This window comes from Sorangium sp. So ce362 (assembly GCF_051519845.1).
Taxonomy (GTDB): domain Bacteria; phylum Myxococcota_A; class Polyangia; order Polyangiales; family Polyangiaceae; genus Sorangium.
The window spans coordinates 1,394,258-1,419,677 of the sequence record NZ_CP150332.1 but is presented as its reverse complement, the minus strand read 5'-3'; the positions used below and the strand labels follow the sequence as shown (position 1 = coordinate 1,419,677).

The following is a 25,420-nucleotide window of genomic DNA, read 5'->3' as shown; positions in this document are numbered from 1 at the left end:
CCCAGGTCGAACCGGCATCGGATGTCTCCCCGTCGCCGGGCGCTGGCAGGTCTTCGGGCTCGCGAGCGCTCCGGCCGGGCCGGCTTCCTACTGTCCACCGCTTCCCAGCCCTCGCGGGCCAGTGCTTGTCGTGGGAGGTCGTTCTCGCTTACCGCTGCGGGGCAGCCCCGGAATTTCACCGGGTTCCCTATTCAGCCTGGACAGGCGCCCAGGCACCAGCGCGGTCGCACCCTAAGGTGGCGCCCCTCCGGCTGTCAATCGTTCCCGCTCACCTCGCCCGCTCCGCTCGCAGCGCTCGCGCCGCTCGCGCCGCTCGCGTGAGGCCTGCTCGACCCCTGCGCGACGTCCGGCGTGCGGGCCGAACGTTCGAGCTCTAGCGAGGATGGGCTCGCTCCTTCGTGGAGCGCGTGCTACACGGCCGCCGCTGTACATATATGCCGCGTAACGACCTCCGCAACATCGCCATCGTCGCCCACGTCGACCACGGGAAGACGACCCTCGTCGATCACATGCTCCGCCAGTCGGGCGCCTTCCGGGAAAACGAGGTCGTGGCCGAGCGGGTCATGGACTCGAACGACCTCGAGCGGGAGCGCGGCATCACGATCCTCGCGAAGAACACGAGCATCCGGTACCGCGGGGTCAAGATCAACATCGTCGACACGCCCGGCCACTCCGACTTCGGCGGCGAGGTCGAGCGCACGCTGATGATGGCCGACGGGGCGCTGCTCCTCGTCGACGCCGCCGAGGGCCCGCTGCCGCAGACGCGGTTCGTGCTCTCGAAGTGCCTCCAGCGCGGCTTCCCGATCATCGTCGTCATCAACAAGATCGACCGGAGCGACGCGCGCGCCCACGAGGTGCTCTCCGAGGTGTTCGACCTCTTCTGCGATCTCGAGGCGAGCGACGGGCAGATGGACTTCGCGACGCTCTACGCGGTCGCGAAGTTCGGCCAGGCCAAGCGCGAGCTCGAGGACGAGGCCACGGACCTCGTGCCGCTCTTCGAGACCATCCTCGAGCGGGTCCCCGGCCCCTCCGGCGACCCCGACGGGCCGCTCCAGGTCATCGTCAGCAACACGACCCACGACGACTACGTGGGCCGGCTCGCGGTCGGCCGCGTGGTCCGGGGCACCGCCCGGTCCGGCGTCGACGTCGCGCTCCTCGGCGAGGACGGGCAGTCGCGCGGCTACGTGAAGATGCTCTACGCCTACGAGGGGCTGAAGCGGGTCGCTGTCGAGAGCGCCGTCGCGGGCGAGGTGATCGCCATCGCGGGGATCGATGCGGTCACGATCGGCGACACGATCGCGGATCTGGCGCGCCCCGAGGCGCTGCCGCGGATCGTGGTCGAGGAGCCGACGATCAAGATGAAGATCGGCGTGAACACGTCGACGTTCGCCGGCAAGAGCAAGCAGTCGAAGTACCTGACGAGCCGTCACCTGAAGGAGCGGCTCGAGCGCGAGGCGATGAAGAACCTCGCGATCCGGGTGGAGCCGACCGAGGTGCCCGACACGTTCGTGGTGCTCGGCCGCGGCGAGCTCCAGCTCGCGATCCTGGTGGAGACGATGCGGCGCGAGGGGTACGAGATGCAGCTCTCGAACCCCGAGGTCGTGACGCGCGAGATCAACGGCGAGGTGATGGAGCCGGTCGAGCTCGTGGTCGTGGACGCGCCGGACACCTACGTCGGCATCGTGACCGAGCGCCTCAGCGGCCGACGCGGCCGGATGGTGAAGATGACGAACCCCGGCTTCGGGCGCGCGCGCCTCGAGTTCCGGGTGCCGTCGCGCGGGCTCATCGGCTTCCGTGGCGAGTTCCTGACGGCGACGCGCGGGACGGGCCTGCTCAACACGATGTTCGACGGCTGGGCGCCCTGGGGCGGCCCGATGATGCGCCGCCCGACAGGCGCCATCGTCGCCGATCGCGTCGGCGTGGCGACCCCGTACGCGCTGCACCACCTCCAGCCGCGCGGGATGTTCTTCATCGTCCCCGGCGTCGAGGTCTACGAGGGGATGATCATCGGCGAGCACAACCGGCCGAACGACACCGACGTCAACGTGATCAAGGAGAAGAAGCTGTCGAACGTGCGCAACCACGGCAAGGACGAGAACGTCCTCCTGGCCAGCCCGCGGCTGCTCACGATCGAGACGGCGATGGAGTGGATCGACGGCGACGAGCTCGTCGAGGTCACGCCCGACGCGGTGCGCGTCCGCAAGAAGGTGCTCGCGTGCAACCGCCGGGAGCGCCGCGAGGACGCGATCGAGCAGTCGCAGGCGGTGGAGTGATCGGCCGGGGGCGCCCGGCGGCGAGCGCCCCTCCCCTGCCCGCCCGGGTGTAGGCTTCCGGGGATGAGAACGACGCTGCTTTCAGCGCGGTTGGCTTCGCTCGTCGCGCTCGCGGGGGCGAGCGCCTGCGGCGGAAACGTGGTGCTCGACGGCTCCGCGGGCGGCGACGACGGCTCCGGGGGCGCCGGCGCGAGCGCGACCTCGAACGCGACGTCGAGCGCGAGCGCGGGCCCGCAGACGGCGAGCTCCAGCGGGGCGGGATCGGCCGAGTCCGTGAGGGCCTCGTGCAATTTCTTCTGCGACCTCTTCGAGGACACGGCGTGCCGGGAGCCCGGCTGTCGCGAGGCCTGCGCCGATCTGCTCTCGGAGCCGCGCCCCTGCAACGCCCTGGCCGCGCCGTACTTCGACTGCATGGGCGGGATCGTCCACATCGGGTCGTTCACGACCTGCGAGCAGATCTCGGCGTGGCTCGATCCGCTCTTCGAGTGCCTGGGCTCCCGCGAGTCGGCGTGCGACGCCGAATTCGTGTACGTGGACTGCGCGCCTGCCTTCAAGGCGCACAGGGAGTGTCAGCTCGGCCAGGACCGGTAGCCGGGGGCGCGCGTCACCGGGTCTCGCGCGGCCGCGCGCCGGGCCGCAGGGCGCCGCGCAGCGGCCCGAGGGCGTCGATGACGAACGCGACGAGCGCCTTGACGCGCGGCACCCCGCGCGTGTCGCGGTGCACCCCGAGCCACAGCGCGCGCTCGGGCGGCGGCGACGGCGGCGAGAGCAGGCGCAGCCCCGCCGTCGCGTCGCCCAGGGGGCGCGGCAGGCAGACGAGCCCGACGCCGGCGGCCCCCATGGTCGCCTGGGTCTCGCGGCCGTTGGTGCGGGCGGCGACGCGGGCCTTCGCGGCGACGGCGCGCAGCCACGACAGATCGGCGATCGCCGGCGGCTCGTCGTTCATCGTGACGAGGGCGTGGCCCTCGCACTGCCGGTCCCAGTCGGGCAGGCCGCGCTCGGCGAGGTAGGCCTCCGAGGCGTAGAGGCCGAACCCGATCCGCGCGACCTCGCGCTGGAAGACCTCGTGGTGCTCGAACGCGGCGGGGCGAAGGGCGATGTCCGCCTCCCGCCGCGGGAGGCTGAGCCAGCGCGCATCCGCGATGAGGTCGACGGAGATGGCGGGGTGGCGCGCGAGGAAGGGGACGAGCAGCGGCCCGAGGACGCGGACGGCGAGCCACTCGGACGCGGTGATGCGGAGGTGGCCTCTCAGGCCGGCGTCGCGGCCGGAGGCGGCGCGCTCGGCGGCGAGCGCGCCCTGCTCCATGCGCTCGGCGTGGCCGAGCACGCTCTCGCCCGCGGCCGAGAGCGCGAACCCCGACGGCGAGCGCTGAAAGAGCTTCGCCCCGAGGCGCCGCTCGAACGCGTCGATGCGCCGCCCCACGGTCGGCTGGGTGACCTTGAGCGCGCGCGCGGCGGCCGAGAGGTTGCCGTGCCGCGCGACGGCGAGGAAGTAGCGCAGATCGTCCCAGTCGAGCATGGCTCTCGCGCGCGGGGCGCGGCTGCCCGGGAGCGCGCCGCGCCATGCAAAGATGCATGGCGAGTATACGGCGATGGCGGATCGCCGGGCAACGGCGGAGCACGCATGCTCTCCTCCACGCATTCGCGCGCTCGTCTCCGGCGCGTCTCCGCGTGCCCTGGCGCGTCGTCGCCTCCTCTCCGCGTGATTCCGCGCGCTTCACATCGGATGATCCGATCGAGGACAGCATGCATTCGAGTCGTCGTGAATTCCTCAACCGCATGGCCGGGACCGCCGCGACAGGCATCCTGGGCTCGGCCCCGCCGGCCATGACCGCCTCGTGCGTCGCCGAGCGCGGGCCGGCGCCGCCGCGGCCGGCGGCGGGCCCGAAGATCAGGGCCATCGCCTTCGACGCCTTTCCTATCCTCGACCCGCGGCCGATCGCCGCGCTCGCCGAGGAGCTCTGTCCGGGCAAGGGAGCCCTGCTGAGCGAGGCCTGGCACACCCGGCAATTCGAGTACACGTGGCTCCGGGTCGCGGCCCGCGAGTACGTCGATTTCTGGCAGGTGACGGCGGACGCGCTGGCGTTCGCCGAGCGGGCGCTGCGGCTCGATCTCGGCGAGGACAGGCGGGCGCGGCTCCTCGGGGCGTATCTCGATCTCGACGCGTGGCCGGACGTGCCGCCGGCGCTCGAGTCGCTGCGGCGCGCGGGCGTCCGGCTCTCGTTCCTGTCCAACTTCACGCCGGGGATGCTCGGCGCCGCGATCGAGCGCTCCGGCCTGGGGGGCCTGTTCGATCACGTGCTCAGCACCGACCGGGCGCGGACGTACAAGCCGGATCCTCGCGCGTACCGGATGGCGCTCGACGCGTTCGGCCTCGATCGCGAGGAGATCCTCTTCGTCCCGTTCGCCGGCTGGGACGCCGCGGGCGCCCGATGGTTCGGCTATCCCACGTTCTGGGTCAACCGTCTCGGCCTGCCGGCCGAGGAGCTGGGCGTGAGCGCTGACGCCACGGGAGCGACCCTGACCGATCTGGTGGACTTCGTGACGGCGGGGGCGTGAACGGCATGAGGGCGATGGCGGAGGAATGGCTTCTCGCCTCTCGCTCGGCTGTCTGCCCGATCTCCTCCCCAGGGTCAGCGTCGCGCGCCGCTCGATCGACGCCTTCGTCGACTATCTCGCGCCTTGCTCGTTCGCGTAGGGGTTGAGCTCGTTCGTGTAGAGGCGGTTCAGGGCGATCTCGCCCGGCTTGAGCTCGCCGCTCTTGACCATCCAATCGATCCAGATCTGAAACTCGCGCTCCGCGATCAAGCCGCCCTTGCCGGCGACGCCGTAGCTGCGCCAGAACCTGATGACCGAGTCCTCCTCGGTCCGACCGCGCTTCTTCATCAGCGCGATGCAGCGCTCCACCACCGTGTCGCGCGGGGTGCTCCGGGCCCACTCGACGGCCCTGGCGGCGGCCTCGACGAAGCGCCGCGCGGTCTTGGGGTTCTCCTTGATGAAGCTGGTCTTCATCACGTAGCTGCCCGCGGTGAACTTGCCATAGAGCTCGTAGTCCGAGGTCAGCGGACGAATGCCGCCGCGCTCGAGCGCGCGATCGCGGTAGATGTCGCCGAGCGTCGCCGCGTCGACCTGCTTCTGGCGGAGCAGCTGCTCGCCGTTCACCGGAGGAATGACGAGCAGCGTGACGCGCCGGGCTTCCTCGGGCGTGATCTGGCCTCGCGACAGAAACTCCTTGACCATGAACTCGCTGTGAGCGCCGAGCGTGTTCATGGAGATCGTCTTGTCCAGCAGATCGCGCGCGGTGCGCAGCGGGCTGTCGTTCAGCACGTAGAAGGCGCTCTGGCGTTGCTCGTCGACACCGTAGTAGCCCGCGACGGCGATGATGGGCGCCTTGGCCGCGATCAGCTTGATGATGGCGCCGTTGAAGGCGCCGCCGAAGTCCGTGTCCCCGGTGACCACGGCCTGCACGCTCTGCGGGCCGCTCACCGTGCTGCCGACGAAATGCAGGCGGATCGGCGCGAGATAGCCGAGATCTTCCGCAAGCTCGATCGGCGACACCGTGCCGTTGTTGCCCTGATAACGGAGCTCGAGCGTCTCGAACTCGCTCTCCGGTCCGGCGGTGGAGGCGCGCGAAGCGTCGGCGCGCGAGCAGCCCGCCACGCCGCACAACGCCAGCAGGGCGAGCAGGAAGACCGCAGGCGATGCGACGCGCAGAGGGCCAGGCCGGACGGGACGCGGAGAAGGCATGTCCGTTATAGTGGACTCGTATCCGCTAAAATGCAAGCTTACCAGGCACGCATGCCCTCCAGTCTGCTCGTGAACACCTCACGCGGCCCGATCGTCGACGAGCGCGCGCAGATCGAGGCGCTCACGAGCGGCCGGCTCGCCGGCGGGGCGCCCCTGGCTCCGCGCCTCGGCGGCGAGCGGCGGACGCTATCGCAGGAGGGTCACCTCGTCGGCATGCCGACGGCGCGCGCCGGGCGGCGTCCTCGTCACATCCCGGGGCTGGGGAATCCCCTCAAATAATGCCGAAAATCTCGCGGAAGACGGCGTGCTCCCGGACGATGCGATCGAAGGCCGTCATGAGAGGCCGAAGCCAGTCCTCGCGCAGGGTGGGAATGCAGTCGTACCAGTAGAGCCCCTGGCGGTAGAGCGAATGTGTGCGGCGCTTGACGGTGTTGACCTTCAGATACCGATCGAGGCCGGCCTCCTCGCTCGCAGCGCCGAGCAGCGTCAAGAGTGCATGGGCGATGGCCGCGAGCAGCAGCAGGCGATCGCGCCGGTCGGCGTTGTGGATGTGCGTGGCGGAGAGGCCCATCCCGAAGTGGTTGTCCTTGATGTCTCGAAACGTCTCCTCGATCGTGAACCTCTTGCCGTAGAGCTTGACGATATCGCCCGCCTTGCGGCCCGAAAGCGTTGTGGCCAAACACCACGGCTCCTTCATCTTCGGCGCGTGGACAAGGACGACGGCCGGGACCTTCGCGCGGTCGGCGGTGACGCGCACCTCGCGCAGCATCGTGGCGCGGCGGCTCGTCGGCACCCACGCGCTGGCGGACCTCGCTTCCCCGGCCGCGTTCTCGACGACGATACCCCCGCGGAAGCGGATTACGAAGTCCCAGCCCATGAACTCCAAAAAGTCGTAGAGCTTGCGATCGCCGAAGCCCCGGTCGGCGAGCAGAATGACCTCGACCGTCTCGTCGATGGCCCCGTGGAGCCACTCGATGAGCTCGTATTCGTGGTCCTTCTGAGTGCCTTTCAACGCGGACTTCTTCACCGTCTTCCATGCCAGCGGCGTGGCACGACCATGCCGCGTCACAAGGTAGGCGCAGAGCGTCGTGTGATCGTCCTTCTCGAAGTCCGTCCAGTCCAACGCGATAACGATCTCTTTGCGGACCCCGATCACGAACTCTACCCACGACTTCAGGGAATGGAACACGTCGATGCCGGTATTGCTCAGCAGCCGGTCGACCTGCTTGACCCCACTCTTCGGCTTGACGTTTGCGACCTTCGCATACGCTTGGCCGATGGCATGGATGGCCAGCACCGCCGCGTGCAGGACGCCAACGACGCCGTTCGCGAGCGACAGGACGCGCATCGCGTGCAGGTCATCGCCGAACAAATTCTCGACGAAGGTCTGGATGTACTTCGGGTCGACTTTCGGGCGACTGGTCTGCGTAGATGGCGCAGGTGCGGAGTCATGTGTGGCAGGCTGATGCGCGTTCTTCGCGAAAGTCGTCATGATGTCGCTCGGACCAACGGCGCATGCGCTAGGCTCGCTGGTCGCCTCCTACCAATATATATTCCGGTCAGCGACGACGATTTCTCACTCGCACGGCACAATTATTCGTTTCGAGGTCCATGAAGCTCAAGATTTCGATGGCTCATGTCACCAATGGACCTACGCATGCCGACCGTGGAGCAGTTCTCTGCGACCACTAATTTCCGCCACGAAAATGAGGGGATCCCTCAGATCCCGGGGCCGTCGTCGCTCTTCGCCAGCGTCGCGGCGTTGGCCTTCACCTGCTCGGGAGTCAACGGCTTGCCGTAGACCGCGGCATACTGGATCGAGCCGCGGAAAGCGCGCCCGCCGCTCCGCCTGTTTCCGAGCACGAGATACCACGTCGGCTCCGCCCACGTGAAGACGTAGTCGGCGGGCGGCCGCGCCTGCATCACGTTCGTCCGCACGTCGCCGTTCACGTAGAGATCGACGACGCCCTCGGCGGCGTTCAGCACGAGGTGCAGGACGCATGACCGCTCTATCTCCCCGGAGGGAATGAACCACTGCCCCACGAACTGCGCCTGCGAGCCGACGAAGACGTGGAACTGCAGCTCTCGGTTGCCCATCGCGTCGGAGTCGCCCGCGCTCAGAGAGTACTTCCCGAGCTCTCCGGTACCGGTCCCGACGTACAGAATGCGAGACGGCACGCCGTCGACCGCCGCGGCCGTCACGCTCACCACGGCCTCGAGCGTGAGCTCCGCCTTCGAGACGAGGAGCTTGCCCGGGGGCGTGGCGGTGGACGAAAACGCGGCCTCCACGCGCGCGTTGCCGCCGAGGGTCGACCAGCGGATGCCCACGCGCCCCGCCTCGCCCTCCAGCGTGAGCGTTTCTCCGTCCCGCACCACGTCGAGCGAGAGCCCCGGCTCCGGTCCCGAGTCGACGAGCTGGCCATCCGAGGTGTACGCGTCGAGGAAGTACCGCGCGATCAAGCCATCATCGATGAGGCAAGTCGAGCTATGGCTCCCCGGCCCGGCGCAGCCCTCCGGGGGCGCCTCGCCGCAGCCGCCTCCCCCCTGCCCGCAAGGCTCCACGCTGCCACCGGCGCTGCCGCTCGTTCCGCCCGTGCCGGGGACGACATCCTCGTAGCTGAAAAAGACGCAGCTACCTCCGGTGAGCGCGACCAGCGGGACGATCGCCGAGAGCGCCCAGCCCATCCACCTCCAAGATACGATGCGCACCATCGGGAAGATCCCTCTCTTCGGAAGCCTCACCAGCGCTTGCTGAGGACGAGCCCGCCCGGCATGGGGATCACCGACAGACTGGTCGCCGTCGCGTCCCGCGCGTCGGGCTGTCCTGTCAGGACGACGTACGCCGCCGTGCCGAGCCCCGCCGCGCCCGCGGCCAGGAAGCTCCAGACCGCCGCGTTCGCGAGGTCTGCCTTGGCGTGTCCCAGGTCGTTGTACCGGCGCAGATCGAGCCCAGGGCAGCGCGCTGGGTCCGTGCAGGCCGGCCCCAGGAGGAGCTGCTGCGAGCTCGCCTTCTCGTTCGACAGGAGCACGAACGCGGCGCCGAGCCCCGCCCCCACGGCGGTCGCGGCGAGCCCCGTGATCACGACCGCGGTGCTGCGCGAGCTCGGGCGTCCATCCGCCGCGTCGCCGCCCTCCTGGGCGCTGCCGTCGGCCGCGATCTGCCCAGGGCCGACTGGCTGCGGCTCGCCGTCCTCCTGGGCGCCGCCGTCGGCCGCGACCCGCCCAGGGCCGGCTGGCTGCGGCGCGCCGCCCGCGCCCTGCTCGGTCTCGTCGCTCCCGATCCGCACCTTTCCGGCCGCCAGATCGACCTCGACCCTGGTCCTCGTCCCCTCCTTGAGGACGATCTGCTTCGTCAGCCCGCGTCGTCCAGGCGCCCCGACGGCCAGCGTGTGGCTGCCCGGATCGCGCGCGACGGGCGTCGACGCCGGCACGTCCAGCCCGTCGAGCGCCACCTGCGCGCCCCCCGAGCCCGCGCCCGTCACGGTGATCTCCACGGTGGGGATGCGCGACGCCACGGCCTCGAGCTCCGTCCTCGCCTCGGCCTGGGCCTGCCGGAACGCCTGCGAAGCGTCGGCCGAGAGCTGCTCGTCGACGATGAGCTGGTAGACCGAGCGCGCCTCGGTCAGGCGGCCAAGCTTGTGGCAGGAGCGCGCGACCATGATCAGGAAGGTCGGCGCATGCACCGTGGCCTCGGCTCGCCGGAAGGCCTGGAGCGCCTCCCGGTACCGGCGGGCTCGGTAGGCCGTCCACCCCTGGTTGGCGTACGCGACGGCCGCCTGTCGCGTCCTCGGCGACGGGGGCGGCGCCTGCGCTGACGCCTCCGCGCCGGCGAGCGTGACCAGGAGGAGCGTACCCATCACCGCCGCTCGAAAACGCATTCCTGCTCTCTGGGGACGCCGAGCCACCCGGCTAGAGTCCCCAATCCGGCTCGCGCCCGCCGGACTTCTTGCGAGCACCCGGTAGTGTCTTGCGCGGCGCCTGTTTCGGCGCGGCCCGAGCGGTGGCCAGGGACGAGGGGCGCGCGGGCGCGGCGCTTTGCGCCGCCGCCCCGGAGGGGACGGGCGATGCCTGCGCCGGCGAAAGGGAAGCGGCGCTCGGCGCGCCCGCGTCCGGGTCGAGCGGCAACGGGGCCGGCACCACCGCAGGGGCGGCCGCGGTGCGCGCCTCGGGAGCGCTCGCGCTGGCGGGGACCGTGGCGAGCCCGGCCGGCGCGCCGCTCGACGGCGCGGCGAGCGCGGGCGCCGAGTCGGCCGCGGACGCTCGGGTCGCGGTCCCGTCGCCGTCGGCCGACGATCCGCTGAGCGCGGCGACGCCCAGGCCGACGCCCACGACGGCGACCGTCGCCCCGATGGCGACGCGCCCCGCGGCCCGCGCGATGGCAGCGCGCGCCGTGTGCGGCGCCGACAGGTTGATCGCGCCGGTCAAGGTGCCCGGCATCGACGCGCGGACATCGTTCGGGTCCGAGCGCCGCTGGATGGGCATCGTCGTCAGCTGCCCCACCGGCGGGGAGCCGGGGTCGGCGAACCCCGGCGCCCCGCCGGAGCCGCGCCCTGACCACCCGGCGCTCAGCGAGGTGTCGCCCGCGAGCGAAAAGAACGGCGGCGCGCCCGCGACGCGCGCGAGCTCGTTGACCATCTCGCGCACGTTCTGGAACCGCTTGTCCCGATCGCGCGCCAGCGCCCGCAGGAAGAACGCGTCGATGCCGCTGGGCAGATCGGGGGCGATCTTCCTCGCCGACGGCACCGCGCCGAGGATGACCTTCGTGACCACGCGGCCGATCGCGTCGCCCGGGAACGGCAGCTGCCCCGTGAGCATCTTGAACAGGATGACCCCGAGCGACCAGAGATCGCTGCGCGCGTCCACGTCCCGTTCGCCATAGAACTGCTCCGGGCTCATGTAGTTGGGCGAGCCCATCACCTCGCCGGTGGCCGAGATGTCGGACGCGAGCGCCGCCGAGACGTCCTTCGCGATCCCGAAGTCGAGCAGCTTGACGATCTCGCCATCCTCGCCGTCGATGCGTGCCAGGAAGAAGTTGGCGGGCTTGAGGTCGCGGTGGACGAACCCCGCTTCATGGACGCTGCGGAGCGCCTTCCCGGCCTGGACGATGATGTGCAGCGTCTCCGGGAGCGAGAGGCGGCCGCACCGCTGGAGGCGCTTGTTGAGATCCTCGCCTTGCAGGAGCTCCATGACGAGGTAGGGCACCTCATCCTCGAAGCCGAAGTCGTGGACCTGCACGATATGAGGACTCTTGAGCTGCGCGGCGGCGCGCGCCTCCCGCTCGAAGCGCGCGCGAAGCACCGGCAGCTCCGAATACACGTCGCGCATGAACTTGACCGCGACGAGCGTGTCGAGCTGGACGTGCTGCGCTACCCAGATCGAGCCCATCCCGCCGTGCGACAGCTCTCTCTCCAGGCGGAATTTGCCGGCCAGAATGACGTCTTTCTCGAACTTCATACGCCAGCGCACCTCCCGAGGGGGGAACCGAGAGGATACCGGATCCCGGGCAGGACGCGAAGCTTCGTGTGGTCGATCCGGCGCGGGGAGCGGTCCTCCACAGGACCGTCAGAAGGGGGCGGTATGCAAACGGGCGACACCGCGCCAGGGCGGGGCAACGGGGCCAGGACGACGCGCGCTGCGCCCGCGGGCGTGCCTGCGCCGGTCCGTACCCTGGGAAGGCGGGGCGACGCGCAGGACGTTCAGGGAGCAGCCAGGGGTACTGACGCTGACGCGCCGCGACGCCACAGCCGCCGCAGCGGCGCAGTGGTGCGAGAATGTGAGGAGAGCAGGTTCACCCAGGCCGTGCCGGAGCGGCCTCCCGGACCTCTCGGCGGCGCGCCCGCCCTGACGAGCTCGTTCAGATCACAGGCCGAGCCATGCTCCATCGAGCGATGATGAAGCACTGCTCCGCCGACCTGTCTCGCGCGGGCGCCACGACGTGAACCTCGCCGCTCGGGTGGAACGACAGGTGTCCTTTCTGCGAGTTGCACATGTCGACGGGAACATACACGGTCGCCCCCTATGGGAGAGAAGCTCCCGTCATTGTTGACCATCGCCCGCTCCCCGGCACCGGGGGAGGGGGCCAAGGACTTCCCTGGTTTCACGAGAGAAGGAGTCACCGAGGCACAGAGGACGGCGAAGAGAGAGAGAGAGAGAGAGAGAGAGAGCAATTTTTCTATCTTCTCTCTCCTCTGTGCCCTCTGCACCTTGTATCTGTGGTTCAAATTCTTCCCATCACGGAATCAGGAACGAACCTGGGCGACGCGGCGCTAACAGCCCGTGAGGGCGCAAGCGGCCGCGCCGAGGGGATCGCGGCCTGGAGCGGACAGAACAGGGCGAGCTGGTCATGGGATCAGCCCGACGCGTCCCCTCGCCCCCGCGACCGCGCTATCCTTCCGCTCCCCCGGCGCGCGCGGCCTTCCGGTGGGTGTGACCGCGCCCCAGGGTGAAGAGGCACCGCTCGCCCGCACCCCGCGGGCGGCCCAACCGCCCTCCCCTCGATGCACCAGGACTTCCTCGATCTCCTCCTCGCCCTCGACCGCGTGCCACAGGATCCGCGCTGGCACCCCGAGGGCGACGCGCTCTTCCATTCCTTGCAGGTCTTCGACCTGGCCCGCCGCGAGACCGCGGATCGCTCGCTCTGGGCCGCGGCCCTGCTCCACGATGTCGGCAAGGCGTTCGCGTCCGCCGACCACGCCGAGGAAGGGGCCGACGCGCTCGCGGAGCTCGTCTGCCCGCGGGTGGTCTGGCTCGTGCGGCACCACCTGCACCTGCTGCGCGCGCCCGGCGCGACGAGGCGGCGCCTCCGGCGCACGAAGACCCTCGCGGACCTCGCGCGGCTCCGCCGGTGGGATCTCGGCGGCCGCTCGCCGGCGGCGACCGTGCTGAGCCCCGAGGCCGCCGTGGAGATCCTGCTCGATGGCGCGGACATCCCCCTGCTCTCGATCGGCGGCGAGCCCGCCCCCTCCCATGATCTGCGAAAGGAGTCGCTCGCCTGAGCGCAAGGCCCGCCGGGAGGTCCTCTGCGACGACGTCGACCGCTGGAGCGACGATCGCCGGCTCTGGGGTGGCGAGGCCGAGCCGCCGGGGCGAGAGCGGCTCTGCGCCGCGGTGCGGGACGCGGTCGAGACCGCGCTGACGGCGAAGCAGCGCGAGGTCGTCGAGGCCTATTTCTTCGACGGGATGTCGCAGGGCGAGATCGCCCGCCGCCTCGGGGTGGCGCAGCAGGTGGTGCAGAAGCGCCTGTTCGGGGCGCCGCGGGGCGGCCGGGTGGTCGGGGGCGCCATGCTCCGGCTGCGGCAGGCCCTCGAGCCGGCGGTCGCCGCGGCGCCGGCAACGCGCGGCGCGGCGGCGGCGCCGCCGCCGCGCGCGGCGCGGGTGGCACGATGAGCGCCGAGCGCTTCGGTGGGCTGCGGGCCCGCATCGCCGCCGAGGCCGCGCGCCTCATGTACGAGGAGGGCGTGGACCAGTACTTCACCGCCAAGCGGATGGCCGCGAAGCGGATCCTCGGCCTGGTGGAAGGACGGCGAGCGCGCTACCGGCCCGCGGATCTGCCCTCCAACGGGGAGATCCGCGAGGCGCTGCTGCTCTTTGCCGAGCGCGCCGAAGGGAGCCAGCGGACGCGCCGCCTGTTCGCGCTGCGCGTCGTGGCGCTGGAGGCCATGCGCGCGCTCGCGCCGTTCTCGCCGCGGCTGATCGGCTCGGTCTCCACCGGCCATATCCGCCGCGGCAGCGACATCGATCTGCACGTGTTCCCGGTCGACGAGGAGGCGCTGGAACGGCACGTGCGGACGCTCGGCTGGACCTTCGACCGGGAGCGCGTGACCCTCCAGAAGGGCGGAGAGCTCCGAGAATACGTCCACTACCACGTGGCGGACGTGGCGCCCCTCGAGCTCACGGTATACGCCCCGCGCGAGCTGAGGATGCGGCCCCGCAGCAGCACCGACGGGAAGCCGATCGTGCGCCTGGGCATCGCCGCGCTCTCGTCGCTCTGCGCCCGGGATCACCCCGTTGCGTGGGAGCGGTACCTGGAGACCGGCGAGGTGGAGGGGATCGACGCGCTGCTCGAGGCGGATGAGGACGAGCCGCTCCCCGGGCCGTTCGACGGGCTGCTCCGCGACACCGGAGGAGACGGCGACGAGTCGGACTGCGCCGAGCCCGGCGAGGAGGACGATCCCGATCAGGACTACGATCCGCTGCCGGGCTTCGAGGACGTCGCCTGAAGCCCCCGCCCGCAGACGAGCGCTCCCCGGGCGAGAGAGGCGGCTCAGCACGCGTCCGCAGACGAGCGCTCCCCGGGCGAGATGGGCGGCTCAGTACGTGAGCGAGACCGTCGCGCAACCCAGGCCGAAGGCGCTGACGGCGGTCGCGATCACGGTCTGAACGGCGTTCGGGACCTGGGAGCCGCCGCAGACGGTGTCCGGGAACGGCTCGCCGCCTTCGCCGCCCGGAGACGAGAGGGGCCCGAACTCGACGCGGAGATCGCCGGGCGCCCCCGTCACGAGGAGCGGCGCACGTGGAGCCAGGGGCCGCCGCGCTGCTCCCGGAGCTCCGGGACGCCGCGGCCGCCGCGGGCGCGCCAGGCGGCCGCGGCGGCGCCGTTGCTCGGCCTCTCCGCCGCGGGTACAGTCGGTGACCCATGAGGGTCACGACGGTGCTTGAGCGCGAGGCCCTCTCGGTGCTCGACTACCGGTGCAGCGCCGGACCTGCCGACGCGCCGTTCGCCGAGCTGCACCGCGGCTTCTCGGTCTCCTACGTGCGCAAGGGCAGCTTCGGTTACCGCGTGCGAGGGGGGTCGTTCGAGCTCGTGGCCGGCTCGCTCCTGATCGGCCACCCCGGCGACGAGTACATGTGCACGCACGACCACGTCCGCGGCGGCGACGAGTGCCTGTCCATCCACCTCGCGCCGGCGCTTGTCGAGGCGCTCGGCGCCCCGGCCGGGACCTTTCGGACCGGCGGCGTGCCGCCGCTGCCCGAGCTGATGGTGCTCGGCGAGCTCGCGCAGGCGGCCGCCGAGGGCAAGAGCGACATCGGCCTCGACGAGGCGGGGATGCTCTTCGCCGCCCGCTTCGTCGAGGTCGCCTCCGGGCGGGTGCGGAGGCCGCAGGAGGCCCTCTCGCGCGACCGCCGCCGCGCGGTGGAGGCGGCGGTCTGGATGGACGAGCACGCGCACGAGCCGATCGATCTCGAGGGCGCCGCGCGGGAGGTCGGGCTCAGCCCGTTCCACTTCCTGCGGCTGTTCGCGAGGGTGCTCGGCGTGACCCCGCACCAGTACCTGGTCCGCGCCCGGCTGCGCCGCGCGGCGCGCCTCCTGGCCGACGGCGCCCGGTCCATCACCGACATCGCGCTCGACGTCGGGTTCGGCGACCTCTCCAACTTCGTCCGCACCTTCCACCGCGCCGCCGGCGTCTCGCCCCGCGGCTTCCGCCGGGCGGCGCGGGGGGATCGCAAGATCTTCCAAGACCGGCTCGCCGCGCGCTCCTAGGATGGCCGCCGGACGCGGGCGCTCCGCCGCGCCGACCCCCATGACGGCACACGGCTTCCTCCTCTTCGACACGGCGATCGGCCGGTGCGGCATCGCGTGGGGCACGCGCGGCATCACCCTCCTGCAGCTCCCGGAGGGGCGCGAGCAGAACACGCGCGCACGCCTGCTGGAGCGCGTCCCCGACGCCGCGCGCGAGGCGCCGCCCCCGCCCGACGTGCAGCGCGCGGTCGACGCGATCGTCGCGCTCCTCCGCGGCGAGGCGAGCGACCTGTCCGGCGTCGCGCTCGACATGGAGCGCGTGCCCCCGTTCCACCGCCGCGTCTACGAGGTCGCGCGCACCATCCCGCCGGGCGCCACGCTGACCTACGGCGACATCGCGGCGCGGCTCGGGTCGCTCGGCGCGGCGCGCGCCGTGGGGCAAGCGCTCGGGCGCAACCCGTTCGCGATCCTCGTGCCGTGCCACCGCGTGCTCGCCGCCGGCGGCAAGGTCGGCGGCTTCTCCGCGAACGGCGGCGTCACGACGAAGCTCCGCCTCCTCTCGATCGAGAGCGCCCGGGCGGCCGGCGCGCTCCAGGCCGACGACGGCGGCGCCCTCGGCTTCGATCCGGCCGTCGCCGTCGAGCGCCTGCGCGCGTCCGACGCCGCCCTCGCACGCCTCATCGATGCGGTCGGGCCCTTCGGGATGCGGCTCGACAGGACGTCGAGCCTCTTCGTCGCGCTCGCGGAGTCGATCGTCTACCAGCAGCTCACCGGCAAGGCCGCGGCGACCATCTTCGCGCGCGTGCGCGCGCTCTTCGCCCGCGCGCACGAGGGCCCCACGCCCGAGCAGATCCTGCGCGCCTCGGACGAGAAGCTCCGCGCCGCCGGCCTCTCGCGCGCGAAGCTCCTCTCGCTGCGCGACCTCGCGCGGAGGGCGCAGGACGGCGAGCTCCCCACGCTCGCCGAGGTCCACGGCATGGAGGACGAGGCGATCATCGAGCGCCTCACCCAGGTGCGCGGCATCGGCCGCTGGACGGTGGAGATGCTCCTCATGTTCCGCCTGGGCCGCCCCGACGTGCTGCCCGTGGACGACTACGGCATCCGCAAAGGTTTCGCGATCGCGTTCAAGCTGCCCGACCTGCCGGCGCGCAAGGACCTCGAGCGGCGCGGCGAGCGCTGGAAGCCGTACCGCACGGCGGCGAGCTGGTATCTCTGGCGCGCGGTGGATCTGGCGCGGGGCGATTGACCGGCGAGCCTGCTCGCGCGCCGCTGCGGGGCCTCCCTGGGCGGCGTCCCGAGCCGGCGCGGCGCGGCCGGGCGGCTCGCCCTGTCCCGGGAGAGCGGCCCTGCGTCGCGGTCGTCTGTCGGGCGCGCTCCGGCGCCGGGCGGCTGCAGAAACGCCACAGCGGGCTGTGCAGCATGGCGCGCGGGCGCCCGAGATGACGCGCGACGGCTGGCCGGCGTCGAAGGTCGGGATTAAGTTCTCGCCGGCCGCAGAGCGCCACGTGGAGCGCCGCACGACGTTGAACAAGCGGTTGCCGTTCCGATAGCAACGAGGAGCTCACTGGAGGAGCAGGACAGTCATGTTGAAGAATCTCGAAGGGCAGCGCGTTCCGGATGTCACGTTTCGCACACGGATCGACAGTCAGTGGAAGGACGTGACCACCAAGGACGTGTTCGCGGGCAAGAAGGTGGTGGTGTTCGCGCTGCCGGGCGCCTTCACGCCGACCTGCTCGAGCAGCCATGTGCCGCGCTACAACGAGCTCGCGGACGAGTTCAAGCGGCGCGGGGTGGACACGGTCGCGTGCGTGTCCGTGAACGATGCGTTCGTGATGGATGAGTGGTGCAAGAACCAGCACGCGGACAAGGTCCAGTTCCTGCCCGACGGGAACGGGGAGTTCACCGAGAAGATGGGCATGCTCGTCGACAAGGCGAACCTCGGGTTCGGCAAGCGCTCGTGGCGCTACTCGATGCTCGTCGACGACGGCGTGATCAAGAAGATGTTCATCGAGCCCGAGGTGGAGGGCGATCCCTTCGACGTGTCGGACGCCGACACGATGCTGAAGTACCTGGATCCGTCGTCGAAGGCGCCGCACGACGTGCTGCTGTTCACGAAGCCCGGGTGTAGCTACTGCGCCAAGGCGAAGCGGCTCCTGGACGAGCGGAACGTGCCCTACGAGGAGGTGGCGGCCTCGCCGCGCCGGCTGCGTGCGGTGAGCGGCAAGTCGTCGACGCCGCAGGTCTTCGTCGACGGGAAGTACATCGGCGGGGCCGACGATCTCGAGGCGTACCTCGCGAAGGGCTGATTCTCGACATCGCCCCTGAGGCCCGCTCGCACAAAGAGGCCGCCAAGCCCCCTTCTCCTCCAGCCATCTTGGCGGCCCCCTCTCCTTCCTCCACTTCCGATCTGAACGGCTCCCGCGGGGCTCACCCGCTTCAGTCAGAGTACATCTGGTCGATCAGAGCGCGGAAGCGCTGCTCGATCACGTTGCGCTTCATCTTGAGCGTCGGCGTCATCTCGCCGTCCTGCACCGAGAACTCGCGGATGAGGACCGTGAACTTCTTGATCTGCTCGAAGCTGGCGAGCTCGGCGTTCAGCGCGTCGATGTGCGCCTTCACCTGGCCGACCACCTCGGGGCTCGTGATCGCGGCGTCGCCGCTCAGGGCGCCGCCGCCCTTCAGCTCGGCGAGCTTCACCTCGGTCAGGGTGATCAGCGCCGAGAGGTACTTGCGGCCGTCACCCACCATGCACACCTGACTGATGATCTCCGCCGCCTTGAGCTTCTCCTCGATCGGCAGCGGCGCGATCATCTTGCCGCCGGAGGTCTTGAGGATCTCCTTCTTGCGACCCCGGATCTTGAGCTGCCCGCGCTCGTTCCACTCGCCGAGATCGCCCGTGCGCAGCCAGCCGTCCTCGAGCGCCGTCGCGGTCGCCGCCTCGTCCTTGTGATAGCCGACGAACACGTGCCGGCCGCGCGTCAGGATCTCGCCATCCTCGGCCAGCTTGAACTCCATGCCAGGCACGGGCTTGCCCACCGTGCCCGCGCTCTCGACGCCCGGCTCGGTCATGCAGATGACGCCCGTCGACTCGGTCTGGCCGAAATCCTCGAGGATCTCGAGGCCCAGCGCGCGGAACCACGTCGAGATGTGCGGCGCGAGCGCCGCCGCGCCCGAGGCCAGGATCTCGGCCTTGCCCAGGCCGAGCGCGGCGCGCACCTTGCTCAGCACCAGCTTGTCGGCGAGCTTGAGCTGCAGGGCATCGAGCGGGCTCGGCGCCCGCTTCGCGTACTTCGCCTCGGCCACGCGGGCGCCGACGGCGAGCGCCCACTCCGCGAGCTTCTTCTTGGCGCCCTTGCCGCCGCGCACCTTCGCCATCACGCCTTCCATCATCTTCTCCCAGAGCCGCGGCACGCAGAGCAAGAGCGTCGGCTGCACCTCGGGGAGCTCGACCGAGACGTTCTCGAACTTCGAGCAGAAATTGACGGTCGAGCGCTGGGTGATGCCGACCCCGACGTTCTGCAGCTTCTCGGCGATATGGCAGAGCGGGAGGAACGAGAACATCGAGCCACGCGCGAACGGCAGGCCCCAGTACTTCGCCGCGACGTCGGACGTGTAGGCCAGGTTGTCGTGCGAGAGCATCGCCCCCTTGGGGTTGCCCGTCGTGCCCGACGTGTAGATCAGGAACGCGCCGGCCCCGGGCTCGATCTTCGCCAGGTAGTCGGCGTAGGTCTTCGCGCCCGGCTGCTGCGCGAGCGCGCGGCCCTCGGCCAGCGCCTGGTCGTACGAGATCGCCTTCGGAGAGATCGACGTGTCGCCGTCGAAGACGAGGATCCACCGCACGCTGTCAGGGACGGCGCTCTCGCCCTTCTCGCCGGAGATCTTCTGAAAATACTCCTTGTTTTGCACCGAGAGCAGCGTCGCCTCGGTGTGCGTCAGGATGTACTGGATGTCTTTCGCCGTGGAGTTCGGATAGAGCCCCGCCGACTTGCCCCCGACGAGCAGCGCCGCCAGGTCGGCGTGCACCCACTGGGGGCAGTTGTACGAGAGAATCGCGCCGATCTGGCTCGCGTCGAAGCCCTTCGACTCGAGGAACAGCGCCAGATGGTGAACCCGGTCACGGAAGTCACGCGCGGTCAGCGCCTTCCATTCGCCCTGGGATTTGTAGCGCTGGGCCGGCGCGTCAGGAGATTCGTTGGCCCACTGATCCAGACGATGGAGAACGGTGCTCATGGCATCTTCCTGCGGCCCAGGGCCTCTCGGGGGTGATCGGAGCCCAGGATGCGGGACCCGCCGGGGCATTGTCAATCCGCGTCAAGAGCCCGGGGAGGCCACGCTTCACGGTGGCCGCCGTGCGCCACGACCTGATACGGCGCCGATACGGGGCCTCACCTCGCGTAGCCCTCCCTGCCGCACGTCCCCGAGCGCCGTCGGATCGTCCGGCGGCTCGGGGCAGGCGGCTTCGGGATCGTGTACGAGGCGCTCGACCGCGAGCGCGGCGAGCACCTCGCCCTGAAGACGCCCTCGACGCTCCGGGCCTCCCCGGCGAGGGCCGCGGTGCGCGCCGCCGAGCTCGACCTCACCTGGACCCCGGCGCGACGATCCGCGGCGCGACCCTCGCCGAGGTGACGAGGCCCCCCACCGCGCGGAAAATATTTACTTGCGCATATATACACCAACGTGCATATTAAACGCATGCCCAGCTCGGAGCTGTTCGAAGTGCTGGCCGACCCGACGCGGCGTCTCCTCGTGGAGGCGCTGCTCGACGGCGAACGCGCGGTCGGTGAGCTCGTCGAGCGCGTCTCGATTCAGCAGTCCGGCGTCTCGCGCCACCTGCGCATCCTCGGGGAGGCCGGCTTCGTGGCGGTGCGGGCGGAGGGCACAAAGCGGCTCTATTCGCTGCGCCCGGAGCCTTTCCGACAGCTCGACGACTGGGTGGGGCGCTATCGGTCGCTCTGGGAGAAGCGCCTGGATCGGTTCGGCGAGGCGCTCGAAGCGAGACGAACGGCGCGCAATACCAGCCTCAAGAAAGGACGAAGTGAATGAACGCGACAGTCGAAAGAGCCAGCATCCTCGTAGAACGCACCTACCCGGCCTCGGTCTCCGAGCTCTGGGAGCTCTGGGCGACCAAGGACGGCTTCGAATCCTGGTGGGGCCCGGAGGGATTTCGGGTCGAGGTCCACGCGCTCGAACCGAAGGAAAACGGGCTCCTCCATTACTCGATGATCGCCGACGCTCCGGAGATGATCGAGGCCATGAAGCGCGGCGGGCAGCCGACGTCCCACGAGGTGCGCGCCCGCTTCAGCGCCTTCTCGCCGCAGGAGACCCTCACCATCACGAGCGTCATCGACTTTCTCCCGGGCGTCGAGGCTTACGAGAGCCATATCGACGTCCTCTTCACCCCGCTGGCGCACGGCGCCCACATGGCCGTGACGCTCCACGCGATGCACGATCCGCACTTCACGGAGATGCAGAAAGCCGGCTTCACCAGCCAGCTCAGGAAGCTCGACAAGCGCTACACGAAGTGAGGGTCCCCTCGCGGGACGCTCCCCGGCTCCGGCGGCGCCTCGCTCGCGCGTCCAGCGGGTCGCGCCGGCGGCGGGGCCGGGCGGGGGTGGCGACGATCCGCAGAAGGACTGCTCCACGCTGGGTGCCGTCGGGTCGGCAGGAGCGGAGGAGGTCGTCCTCCGCGCCAGCGCGCGCACGCGGCCTTGGCACACCCGGGACGCCGATGTCACGCCACGTCAGCCGCCGCGGCCTGCGCCCTTGCAGGAACGCGACGGGTACATGCATTGCAACAAGCGCTGGCCGGAGGAACGAGATGCCAAACACGAGATGGATGGTCGCAGCGCTCCTGCTGGTCGGCTGCGGCGGGGCCGACCTGCCCGAGGGCTGGGAGGACGCGGAGGCCATCGAGGGCCTCACCCAGAGCGAGTGCACGGCGAGCGCGTACGACGAGACGGTGAAGGAGGCGCTCCTGGCGACGGCGGAGCGCGGCGCCGTTCGCCTCGAGTACCGCGCTGCGCACTTTCGCTGCGAGCAGGAGGTGGAGGGGTTCGTCCGGAGGGCCGGCGGCAGGGTGGACGTGCTCGTGCAGCCGGCGGACATGGATCCGGGCGCCGTGGCCGGGTGCGACTGCCGCTATGACGTCGGCATGGCGATCGAGGGCCTGAGCGAGGGGACCGTCAACGTCGCGCTGTATCGCCGCTGGGACAACCTCAACGAGCCGAACGATCCGGAGAAAGTCGGCTCCACCGAGGTGCAGATCCCCTGAGGGGCCTTGGCTGACAAATCCCCTCATTCTGTGTTCGTTTCCAGCGAGAAACCGAACATGAAGGCGGGAAAGCAAGAATGTTTTCCAGAGATTTCGCTTCCCGTCTCCCTGTCTTCACGTGAATTTACCGAAAATTTGAGGGGATTCCTCAGGTCAGTGACAGCAAAGAGGTCGACGCTCTCCATGAAAAAAGCATGCATTTTCCTGGCTCTTGCCGGAACGCTATCCGCTTGTCAGCCAAATAGACCTGATAGTCCCGAAGAGCTGAAAGCGGTGATCGAAGCATATTTCGACTGCATCAGCCGAAAGGACTTTGCACGAATGAGAGCGCTGACAACGCCTGACTTTATCCTATTCGAGAACGGAAAAGTCATAGACCACGATGGCCTGATCGATATCATCAAGAAGTCCCCGATAGTCAAAGCCGACTACTCATTCGACAATTTCAAGATCAACGTCGACAACAACTCAGGGACCGCAGTCTATTTCAATCACGGTGAATTTGTAACGAATGACTCAAGCCAACTTACGCGCGACTGGCTGGAGAGCGCGATCTTCAAAAAAGTTGGGAATGAGTGGAAGCTGCACTTTGCACATTCAACGGTCAGAAAATAGACTCGACGCTTCGCGCTCGAGGCGAAGACCGCCTCCGGCGGCATGATTTCTGGAAAGGGGAAAGGGATCGGATCAGCGGCGGCGCCTGCGCGCCGAGCGGAGAGCGGCGATCGACGTGAGCGCAGCCGACGCGAGCCAGCCTGCCCCCGCACCGCGCTCAGACCCGGCCGCGCGACAACCGCAGCCACCGTCCTCGCCCGCATCGGCGTCGTTGCCGCCGCTCGAGGTCTCGCCCCCTGCGCCACCGCTGCCCGGCGTGCCCCCGCCCGGCCCACCGCCGCCCACGCCACCGCCACCGCCGCCCACGCCGCCGCCGCCCACGCCGCCGCCCTCGACATCACCGTTGAGCTCGTAAGCGCCGACGTCGATGGTGCCCACCGTCCTGCGGCCGATGGCGCCCGCGGGGTGCACGTAGTGGTGCCTGGGGGTCAGCTCGAACCCCTCGGCCTGCCCCGGCGCGACGCCCTTGTCCACGGCCGGCGAGCCCGCCCGCAGGCGGTAGTCGAAGCCCGCCGGGTCGACGAACATCGCGTCCCCCTGAACGTTGCCCTCCTGCACCGCATCCGCCTGCGTGACGATCGTCCCGGGCCCGACGAAGAGGTTGTTGCGCACGATCGCCGGCGCGACACCGGTGGCGATGTTCATGAACGTGCCGCCGCTCTGGCGATCGTTCACGAACGTATTGTTCACGACGAAGAGCGACTGGCTCGGGTTGGAGGCGCCCTCGACGGCGTAGGTGATGATCCCGCCGTTGTCGGTGCTCGGGCCCTGCTGGATGAGGTTGCCGAGGAGGATCGTCTTGCCGCCGTTGGGCACGTCGATCTCGTAGCTGTTGTTCCCATCCTCGCCCGTGATCCGGTTGTAGAGGATGTGGTTCTCGAGCGCGCGCGTCTTGAGCAGATGGCCGATCTTCGCGTGGTGCGAGTAGTTGTACCGGAAGACGAGCTTGTCGACGTGGTTGATGTACACGTTGTGCGACTGCCCGTCCCCGAAGCCATTGTTCGCGAACTCGGTGGTTTCGATGAGGATGGTGCTCCCCTGCTTGTCGCCCGCGAGGATGCCGTCGTCGTTGTCGTGGAAGTAGCACCCGCGCACCGTGAGGTTCACGCCCTCCTGGCGGATCCCGGCGCCGTTCTGATCGGGCACCGTGGCGCCGCTGAACTCGATGTTCTCGATTACGGTGTCATCGCCCTGGATGACCCAGATCGCCTTGCCGCCGGAGCTCTTCCCGGCCGCGTCGATCTTCGCGCGTCCCCCCACGCCGCGCAGGGTGAGGCCGTTCCCGGGGATCGCGCAGACGTCGCCGTCGTAGCTGCCGGCCGCGTCGATCTCGATGACGTCGTTGTCCGCCGCCGCCGACACGGCCTGGCAGGGCGTCGCGTACGTCTCGCCGGGCCCGACCGGGAGCGTCGCCGCCGAGGCCGCCGGGCTCGCCGCGACGATGAACAGAAGCGCCGCACCCGAACCCAGGGAACCACGAATCAGACGCGTACCCATCGAGAGCTCCTTGCCGAACGTTCACTTCATGTCGCTGGCGTTGCTCGGTTTCATGGGCTCACTCCGGCAGGCGCATCGACAGCATGGCGTCGATCGCGTCGCGCGAGAGCCCGCCCGGCAGATCCGGGAGCATCTCGGCGGCGGCCGAGGGGATCCGCTCGGGGTGGATGACCGCGACCTGGATCGCGCGCCGCGCCTCGTCGAGCAGGATCATGAAGTAGCGATCGCCGATGGGCCGTCGCCACGTCGGACAGCCGTCCGAGCGCCCGCCGGCCTCGATGACAGGCCCCTTGTCGTAGGCCTCCTGCGCGCACGCGTCCACGACCTCCACGTCCTCGGCGAGCGCGTCGCGATCACAGCCGGCCCCGCAGACGCTGCCGCCGACGTGCCCTTCCTGGTACGAGCGGACGCCGGTGCTCATGAACTCGCGATTGCTGTACTCGTTGTTGTCCATCACGACCTCGAAGACGTTGATCTCGCCGCAGCCGTCGCCGACCGTGCCCGTCTTCGAGTAGCAGTTGCAGAGCCCGTTCCACTTGCGGCCGCCGTCGCGGATCAGCTCGGACGCGACGAACGCGACCCACGGGCCGGGGTGGCCCTGCCCGCCGCCATCGCATTTCTCGACGTCCGCGTCGTCGAACGTCATCGAAGCGAGGAAGACGACGAGCTTCGAGCCCGCCCAGCCGAGGTGCATGATGCCCGGGTCATCGGGGCAGTAGTAGTCCTCGCCGTCTCCGCACTGGAAAGGCTTGTCCTGCGCGAAATACGTGACGCAGTCCGTCTTCGTGAGGTCGCCCGTGAAGTCGGCGGACGTGTTCTGCCCCTCCGTGACGAGCAGGTTCGAGCCCACGCCGCGCCTCGCGTCCCACGACGAGACCATCTGCCAGGCGGCCGGGTCGCCGCCGGGCTGGTAGACGGCGAGCTGCTTCACGCGGATGGCCTTCATGATGAGGGTCATCTCCTCGTCGAACGGAGCGAGCTTGTCGCTCGTCGTGTGATGCTCCGTCATGCAGCAGTGCCCGCCCCAGGTGTCGTCGCCGTCCTTGTAGTCGCACGCCGGATCCCCGGGATCGCGGTCGATGCGGCGAGGCCACCCGCCGGGCGCGCCGATGTTCGTGAACGTCATCGTCCCGCCGCGCGTCGGCGTGCTCGGCTCGGGGACGTGGGGGCCGAGACCTCCGCCGGCGCCCGTCGCGCTGCTGGACGGGCCTCCGCCGGCGCCCGTCGCGCTGCTGGACGACGGGCCTCCGCCGGCGCCCGTCGCGCTCGTGGAGGGCCCTCCGCTCGCCTTGCCTCCGCCGCCGCCCTCTCCTCCGAGGTCGCCTCCGTCACCGCAGGCGCACGCGAGGAGGACGAGAGCAGCCTGCGCGAAAAACGAGGAGCGCTTCATGTCCATGAGTGTTCCTGGAGCGCGCTGGTTCCGTGATGAAAAACGGCGGGGTCAGCGCCGGTAGGTCATCGCAAAGCCCACATTGGCTCCGAGAGGCTCGCCGCCGCGCGCGCCGAGAGGGCGCCCGCCGGGAGCAGGAGTTGCCGGCATCAGGTAAGAGTTACCTG

General features: G+C 70.1%; 24 protein-coding genes, 1 pseudogene and 1 riboswitch. Of the genes and pseudogenes, 15 read left to right on the top strand and 10 right to left on the bottom strand.

Features of this window, described 5'->3' with window-relative positions; translation table 11 throughout:
* Positions 1 to 27: 27 nt before the first annotated feature.
* Positions 28 to 235, bottom strand: a riboswitch (cobalamin riboswitch).
* Between the two features lie 199 nt (positions 236 to 434).
* Positions 435 to 2,273, top strand: a complete 1,839-nt coding sequence (gene typA / locus WMF17_RS05620) for a translational GTPase TypA (protein WP_437648562.1) — start codon at positions 435 to 437, stop codon at positions 2,271 to 2,273.
* Between the two features lie 63 nt (positions 2,274 to 2,336).
* Positions 2,337 to 2,864, top strand: a complete 528-nt coding sequence (locus tag WMF17_RS05615; RefSeq protein ID WP_437648560.1) for a hypothetical protein — start codon at positions 2,337 to 2,339, stop codon at positions 2,862 to 2,864.
* A 13-nt stretch (positions 2,865 to 2,877) separates the two neighbouring features.
* Here the strand turns inward: WMF17_RS05615 and WMF17_RS05610 are convergent, their stop codons facing one another.
* Positions 2,878 to 3,792: a LysR family transcriptional regulator gene (locus tag WMF17_RS05610; RefSeq protein ID WP_437648558.1), complete on the bottom strand. Its 915-nt coding sequence runs from the start codon at positions 3,790 to 3,792 to the stop codon at positions 2,878 to 2,880.
* Between the two features lie 227 nt (positions 3,793 to 4,019).
* Here WMF17_RS05610 and WMF17_RS05605 point away from each other — a divergent pair, with 227 nt between their 5' ends.
* Entirely contained in the window at positions 4,020 to 4,832 is an 813-nt protein-coding gene (locus WMF17_RS05605) for a haloacid dehalogenase type II (RefSeq protein WP_437648556.1), read from the top strand.
* Between the two features lie 111 nt (positions 4,833 to 4,943).
* On the opposite strand, the gene WMF17_RS05600 is transcribed toward WMF17_RS05605, so the two are convergent.
* Positions 4,944 to 6,020: an ABC transporter substrate-binding protein gene (locus WMF17_RS05600; RefSeq protein WP_437604215.1), complete on the bottom strand. Its 1,077-nt coding sequence runs from the start codon at positions 6,018 to 6,020 to the stop codon at positions 4,944 to 4,946.
* Positions 6,021 to 6,023: 3 nt separating this feature from the next.
* Between WMF17_RS05600 and WMF17_RS05595 the strand changes: the two are divergent.
* Positions 6,024 to 6,170: pseudogene (locus WMF17_RS05595) on the top strand (NAD(P)-dependent oxidoreductase); the annotation flags it as partial.
* A gap of 121 nt (positions 6,171 to 6,291) precedes the next feature.
* Here WMF17_RS05595 and WMF17_RS05590 read toward each other — a convergent pair.
* The 4 genes from WMF17_RS05590 to WMF17_RS05575 form a co-directional block, all read right to left on the bottom strand.
* Positions 6,292 to 7,512 carry an IS4 family transposase gene (locus WMF17_RS05590; protein ID WP_437648258.1) on the bottom strand — a complete coding sequence of 407 codons (1,221 nt, stop codon included), beginning with the start codon at positions 7,510 to 7,512 and terminating at the stop codon, positions 6,292 to 6,294.
* Between the two features lie 227 nt (positions 7,513 to 7,739).
* Complete coding sequence (locus WMF17_RS05585) at positions 7,740 to 8,732, bottom strand: LamG-like jellyroll fold domain-containing protein (protein WP_437648554.1); 993 nt, start codon at positions 8,730 to 8,732, stop codon at positions 7,740 to 7,742.
* 26 nt (positions 8,733 to 8,758) lie between these two features.
* The gene (locus WMF17_RS05580; RefSeq protein WP_437648552.1) at positions 8,759 to 9,898 is read right to left on the bottom strand and encodes a tetratricopeptide repeat protein; all 1,140 of its coding nucleotides are present in this window, start codon (positions 9,896 to 9,898) and stop codon (positions 8,759 to 8,761) included.
* A 31-nt stretch (positions 9,899 to 9,929) separates the two neighbouring features.
* Positions 9,930 to 11,474 carry a serine/threonine-protein kinase gene (locus tag WMF17_RS05575; RefSeq protein ID WP_437648550.1) on the bottom strand — a complete coding sequence of 515 codons (1,545 nt, stop codon included), beginning with the start codon at positions 11,472 to 11,474 and terminating at the stop codon, positions 9,930 to 9,932.
* A 1,043-nt stretch (positions 11,475 to 12,517) separates the two neighbouring features.
* On the opposite strand from WMF17_RS05575, the gene WMF17_RS05570 reads away from it, so the two are divergent.
* The 3 genes from WMF17_RS05570 to WMF17_RS05560 are packed head-to-tail and all read left to right on the top strand — an operon-like array spanning position 12,518 to position 14,239.
* The gene (locus WMF17_RS05570; protein ID WP_437648548.1) at positions 12,518 to 13,015 is read left to right on the top strand and encodes an HD domain-containing protein; all 498 of its coding nucleotides are present in this window, start codon (positions 12,518 to 12,520) and stop codon (positions 13,013 to 13,015) included.
* Entirely contained in the window at positions 12,987 to 13,406 is a 420-nt protein-coding gene (locus WMF17_RS05565; RefSeq protein ID WP_437648546.1) for an RNA polymerase sigma factor, read from the top strand. Before WMF17_RS05570 ends, WMF17_RS05565 begins: the two co-directional genes overlap by 29 nt.
* The gene (locus tag WMF17_RS05560; RefSeq protein WP_437648544.1) at positions 13,403 to 14,239 is read left to right on the top strand and encodes a nucleotide-binding enzyme; all 837 of its coding nucleotides are present in this window, start codon (positions 13,403 to 13,405) and stop codon (positions 14,237 to 14,239) included. Before WMF17_RS05565 ends, WMF17_RS05560 begins: the two co-directional genes overlap by 4 nt.
* A 90-nt stretch (positions 14,240 to 14,329) precedes the next feature.
* On the opposite strand, the gene WMF17_RS05555 is transcribed toward WMF17_RS05560, so the two are convergent.
* Positions 14,330 to 14,518: a hypothetical protein gene (locus tag WMF17_RS05555; protein ID WP_437648542.1), complete on the bottom strand. Its 189-nt coding sequence runs from the start codon at positions 14,516 to 14,518 to the stop codon at positions 14,330 to 14,332.
* A gap of 137 nt (positions 14,519 to 14,655) precedes the next feature.
* On the opposite strand from WMF17_RS05555, the gene WMF17_RS05550 reads away from it, so the two are divergent.
* From WMF17_RS05550 to WMF17_RS05540, 3 genes are all read left to right on the top strand, one after another.
* Positions 14,656 to 15,501, top strand: coding sequence for a helix-turn-helix domain-containing protein (locus WMF17_RS05550; protein WP_437648540.1), 846 nt, complete (start codon positions 14,656 to 14,658; stop codon positions 15,499 to 15,501).
* Between the two features lie 40 nt (positions 15,502 to 15,541).
* A complete protein-coding gene (locus WMF17_RS05545) occupies positions 15,542 to 16,726 on the top strand; it encodes a methylated-DNA--[protein]-cysteine S-methyltransferase (protein ID WP_437648539.1) in 1,185 nt (394 codons plus the stop codon).
* A gap of 337 nt (positions 16,727 to 17,063) precedes the next feature.
* Positions 17,064 to 17,786, top strand: coding sequence for a glutathione peroxidase (locus WMF17_RS05540; RefSeq protein ID WP_437648537.1), 723 nt, complete (start codon positions 17,064 to 17,066; stop codon positions 17,784 to 17,786).
* A 130-nt stretch (positions 17,787 to 17,916) separates the two neighbouring features.
* On the opposite strand, the gene WMF17_RS05535 is transcribed toward WMF17_RS05540, so the two are convergent.
* Positions 17,917 to 19,710, bottom strand: a complete 1,794-nt coding sequence (locus WMF17_RS05535; protein WP_437648536.1) for an AMP-dependent synthetase/ligase — start codon at positions 19,708 to 19,710, stop codon at positions 17,917 to 17,919.
* 237 nt (positions 19,711 to 19,947) lie between these two features.
* Here WMF17_RS05535 and WMF17_RS05530 point away from each other — a divergent pair, with 237 nt between their 5' ends.
* The 5 genes from WMF17_RS05530 (at position 19,948) to WMF17_RS05510 (ending at position 22,366) form a co-directional block, all read left to right on the top strand.
* On the top strand, positions 19,948 to 20,106 hold the full coding sequence (locus tag WMF17_RS05530) for a hypothetical protein (RefSeq protein ID WP_437600891.1): 159 nt from the start codon (positions 19,948 to 19,950) through the stop codon (positions 20,104 to 20,106).
* Between the two features lie 66 nt (positions 20,107 to 20,172).
* Positions 20,173 to 20,523, top strand: a complete 351-nt coding sequence (locus WMF17_RS05525) for an ArsR/SmtB family transcription factor (RefSeq protein ID WP_437600890.1) — start codon at positions 20,173 to 20,175, stop codon at positions 20,521 to 20,523.
* Positions 20,520 to 21,005, top strand: coding sequence for an SRPBCC family protein (locus WMF17_RS05520; protein ID WP_437600889.1), 486 nt, complete (start codon positions 20,520 to 20,522; stop codon positions 21,003 to 21,005). Before WMF17_RS05525 ends, WMF17_RS05520 begins: the two co-directional genes overlap by 4 nt.
* Positions 21,006 to 21,298: 293 nt before the next feature.
* Positions 21,299 to 21,751: a hypothetical protein gene (locus WMF17_RS05515; RefSeq protein WP_437648534.1), complete on the top strand. Its 453-nt coding sequence runs from the start codon at positions 21,299 to 21,301 to the stop codon at positions 21,749 to 21,751.
* Positions 21,752 to 21,808: 57 nt separating this feature from the next.
* Positions 21,809 to 22,366 carry a nuclear transport factor 2 family protein gene (locus tag WMF17_RS05510; protein WP_437648532.1) on the top strand — a complete coding sequence of 186 codons (558 nt, stop codon included), beginning with the start codon at positions 21,809 to 21,811 and terminating at the stop codon, positions 22,364 to 22,366.
* Between the two features lie 72 nt (positions 22,367 to 22,438).
* Here WMF17_RS05510 and WMF17_RS05505 read toward each other — a convergent pair whose 3' ends face one another.
* Complete coding sequence (locus WMF17_RS05505; protein WP_437648530.1) at positions 22,439 to 23,863, bottom strand: right-handed parallel beta-helix repeat-containing protein; 1,425 nt, start codon at positions 23,861 to 23,863, stop codon at positions 22,439 to 22,441.
* A 58-nt stretch (positions 23,864 to 23,921) separates the two neighbouring features.
* Complete coding sequence (locus WMF17_RS05500) at positions 23,922 to 25,253, bottom strand: DUF2403 domain-containing lipoprotein (protein ID WP_437648528.1); 1,332 nt, start codon at positions 25,251 to 25,253, stop codon at positions 23,922 to 23,924.
* Between the last annotated feature and the right edge of the window lie 167 nt (positions 25,254 to 25,420).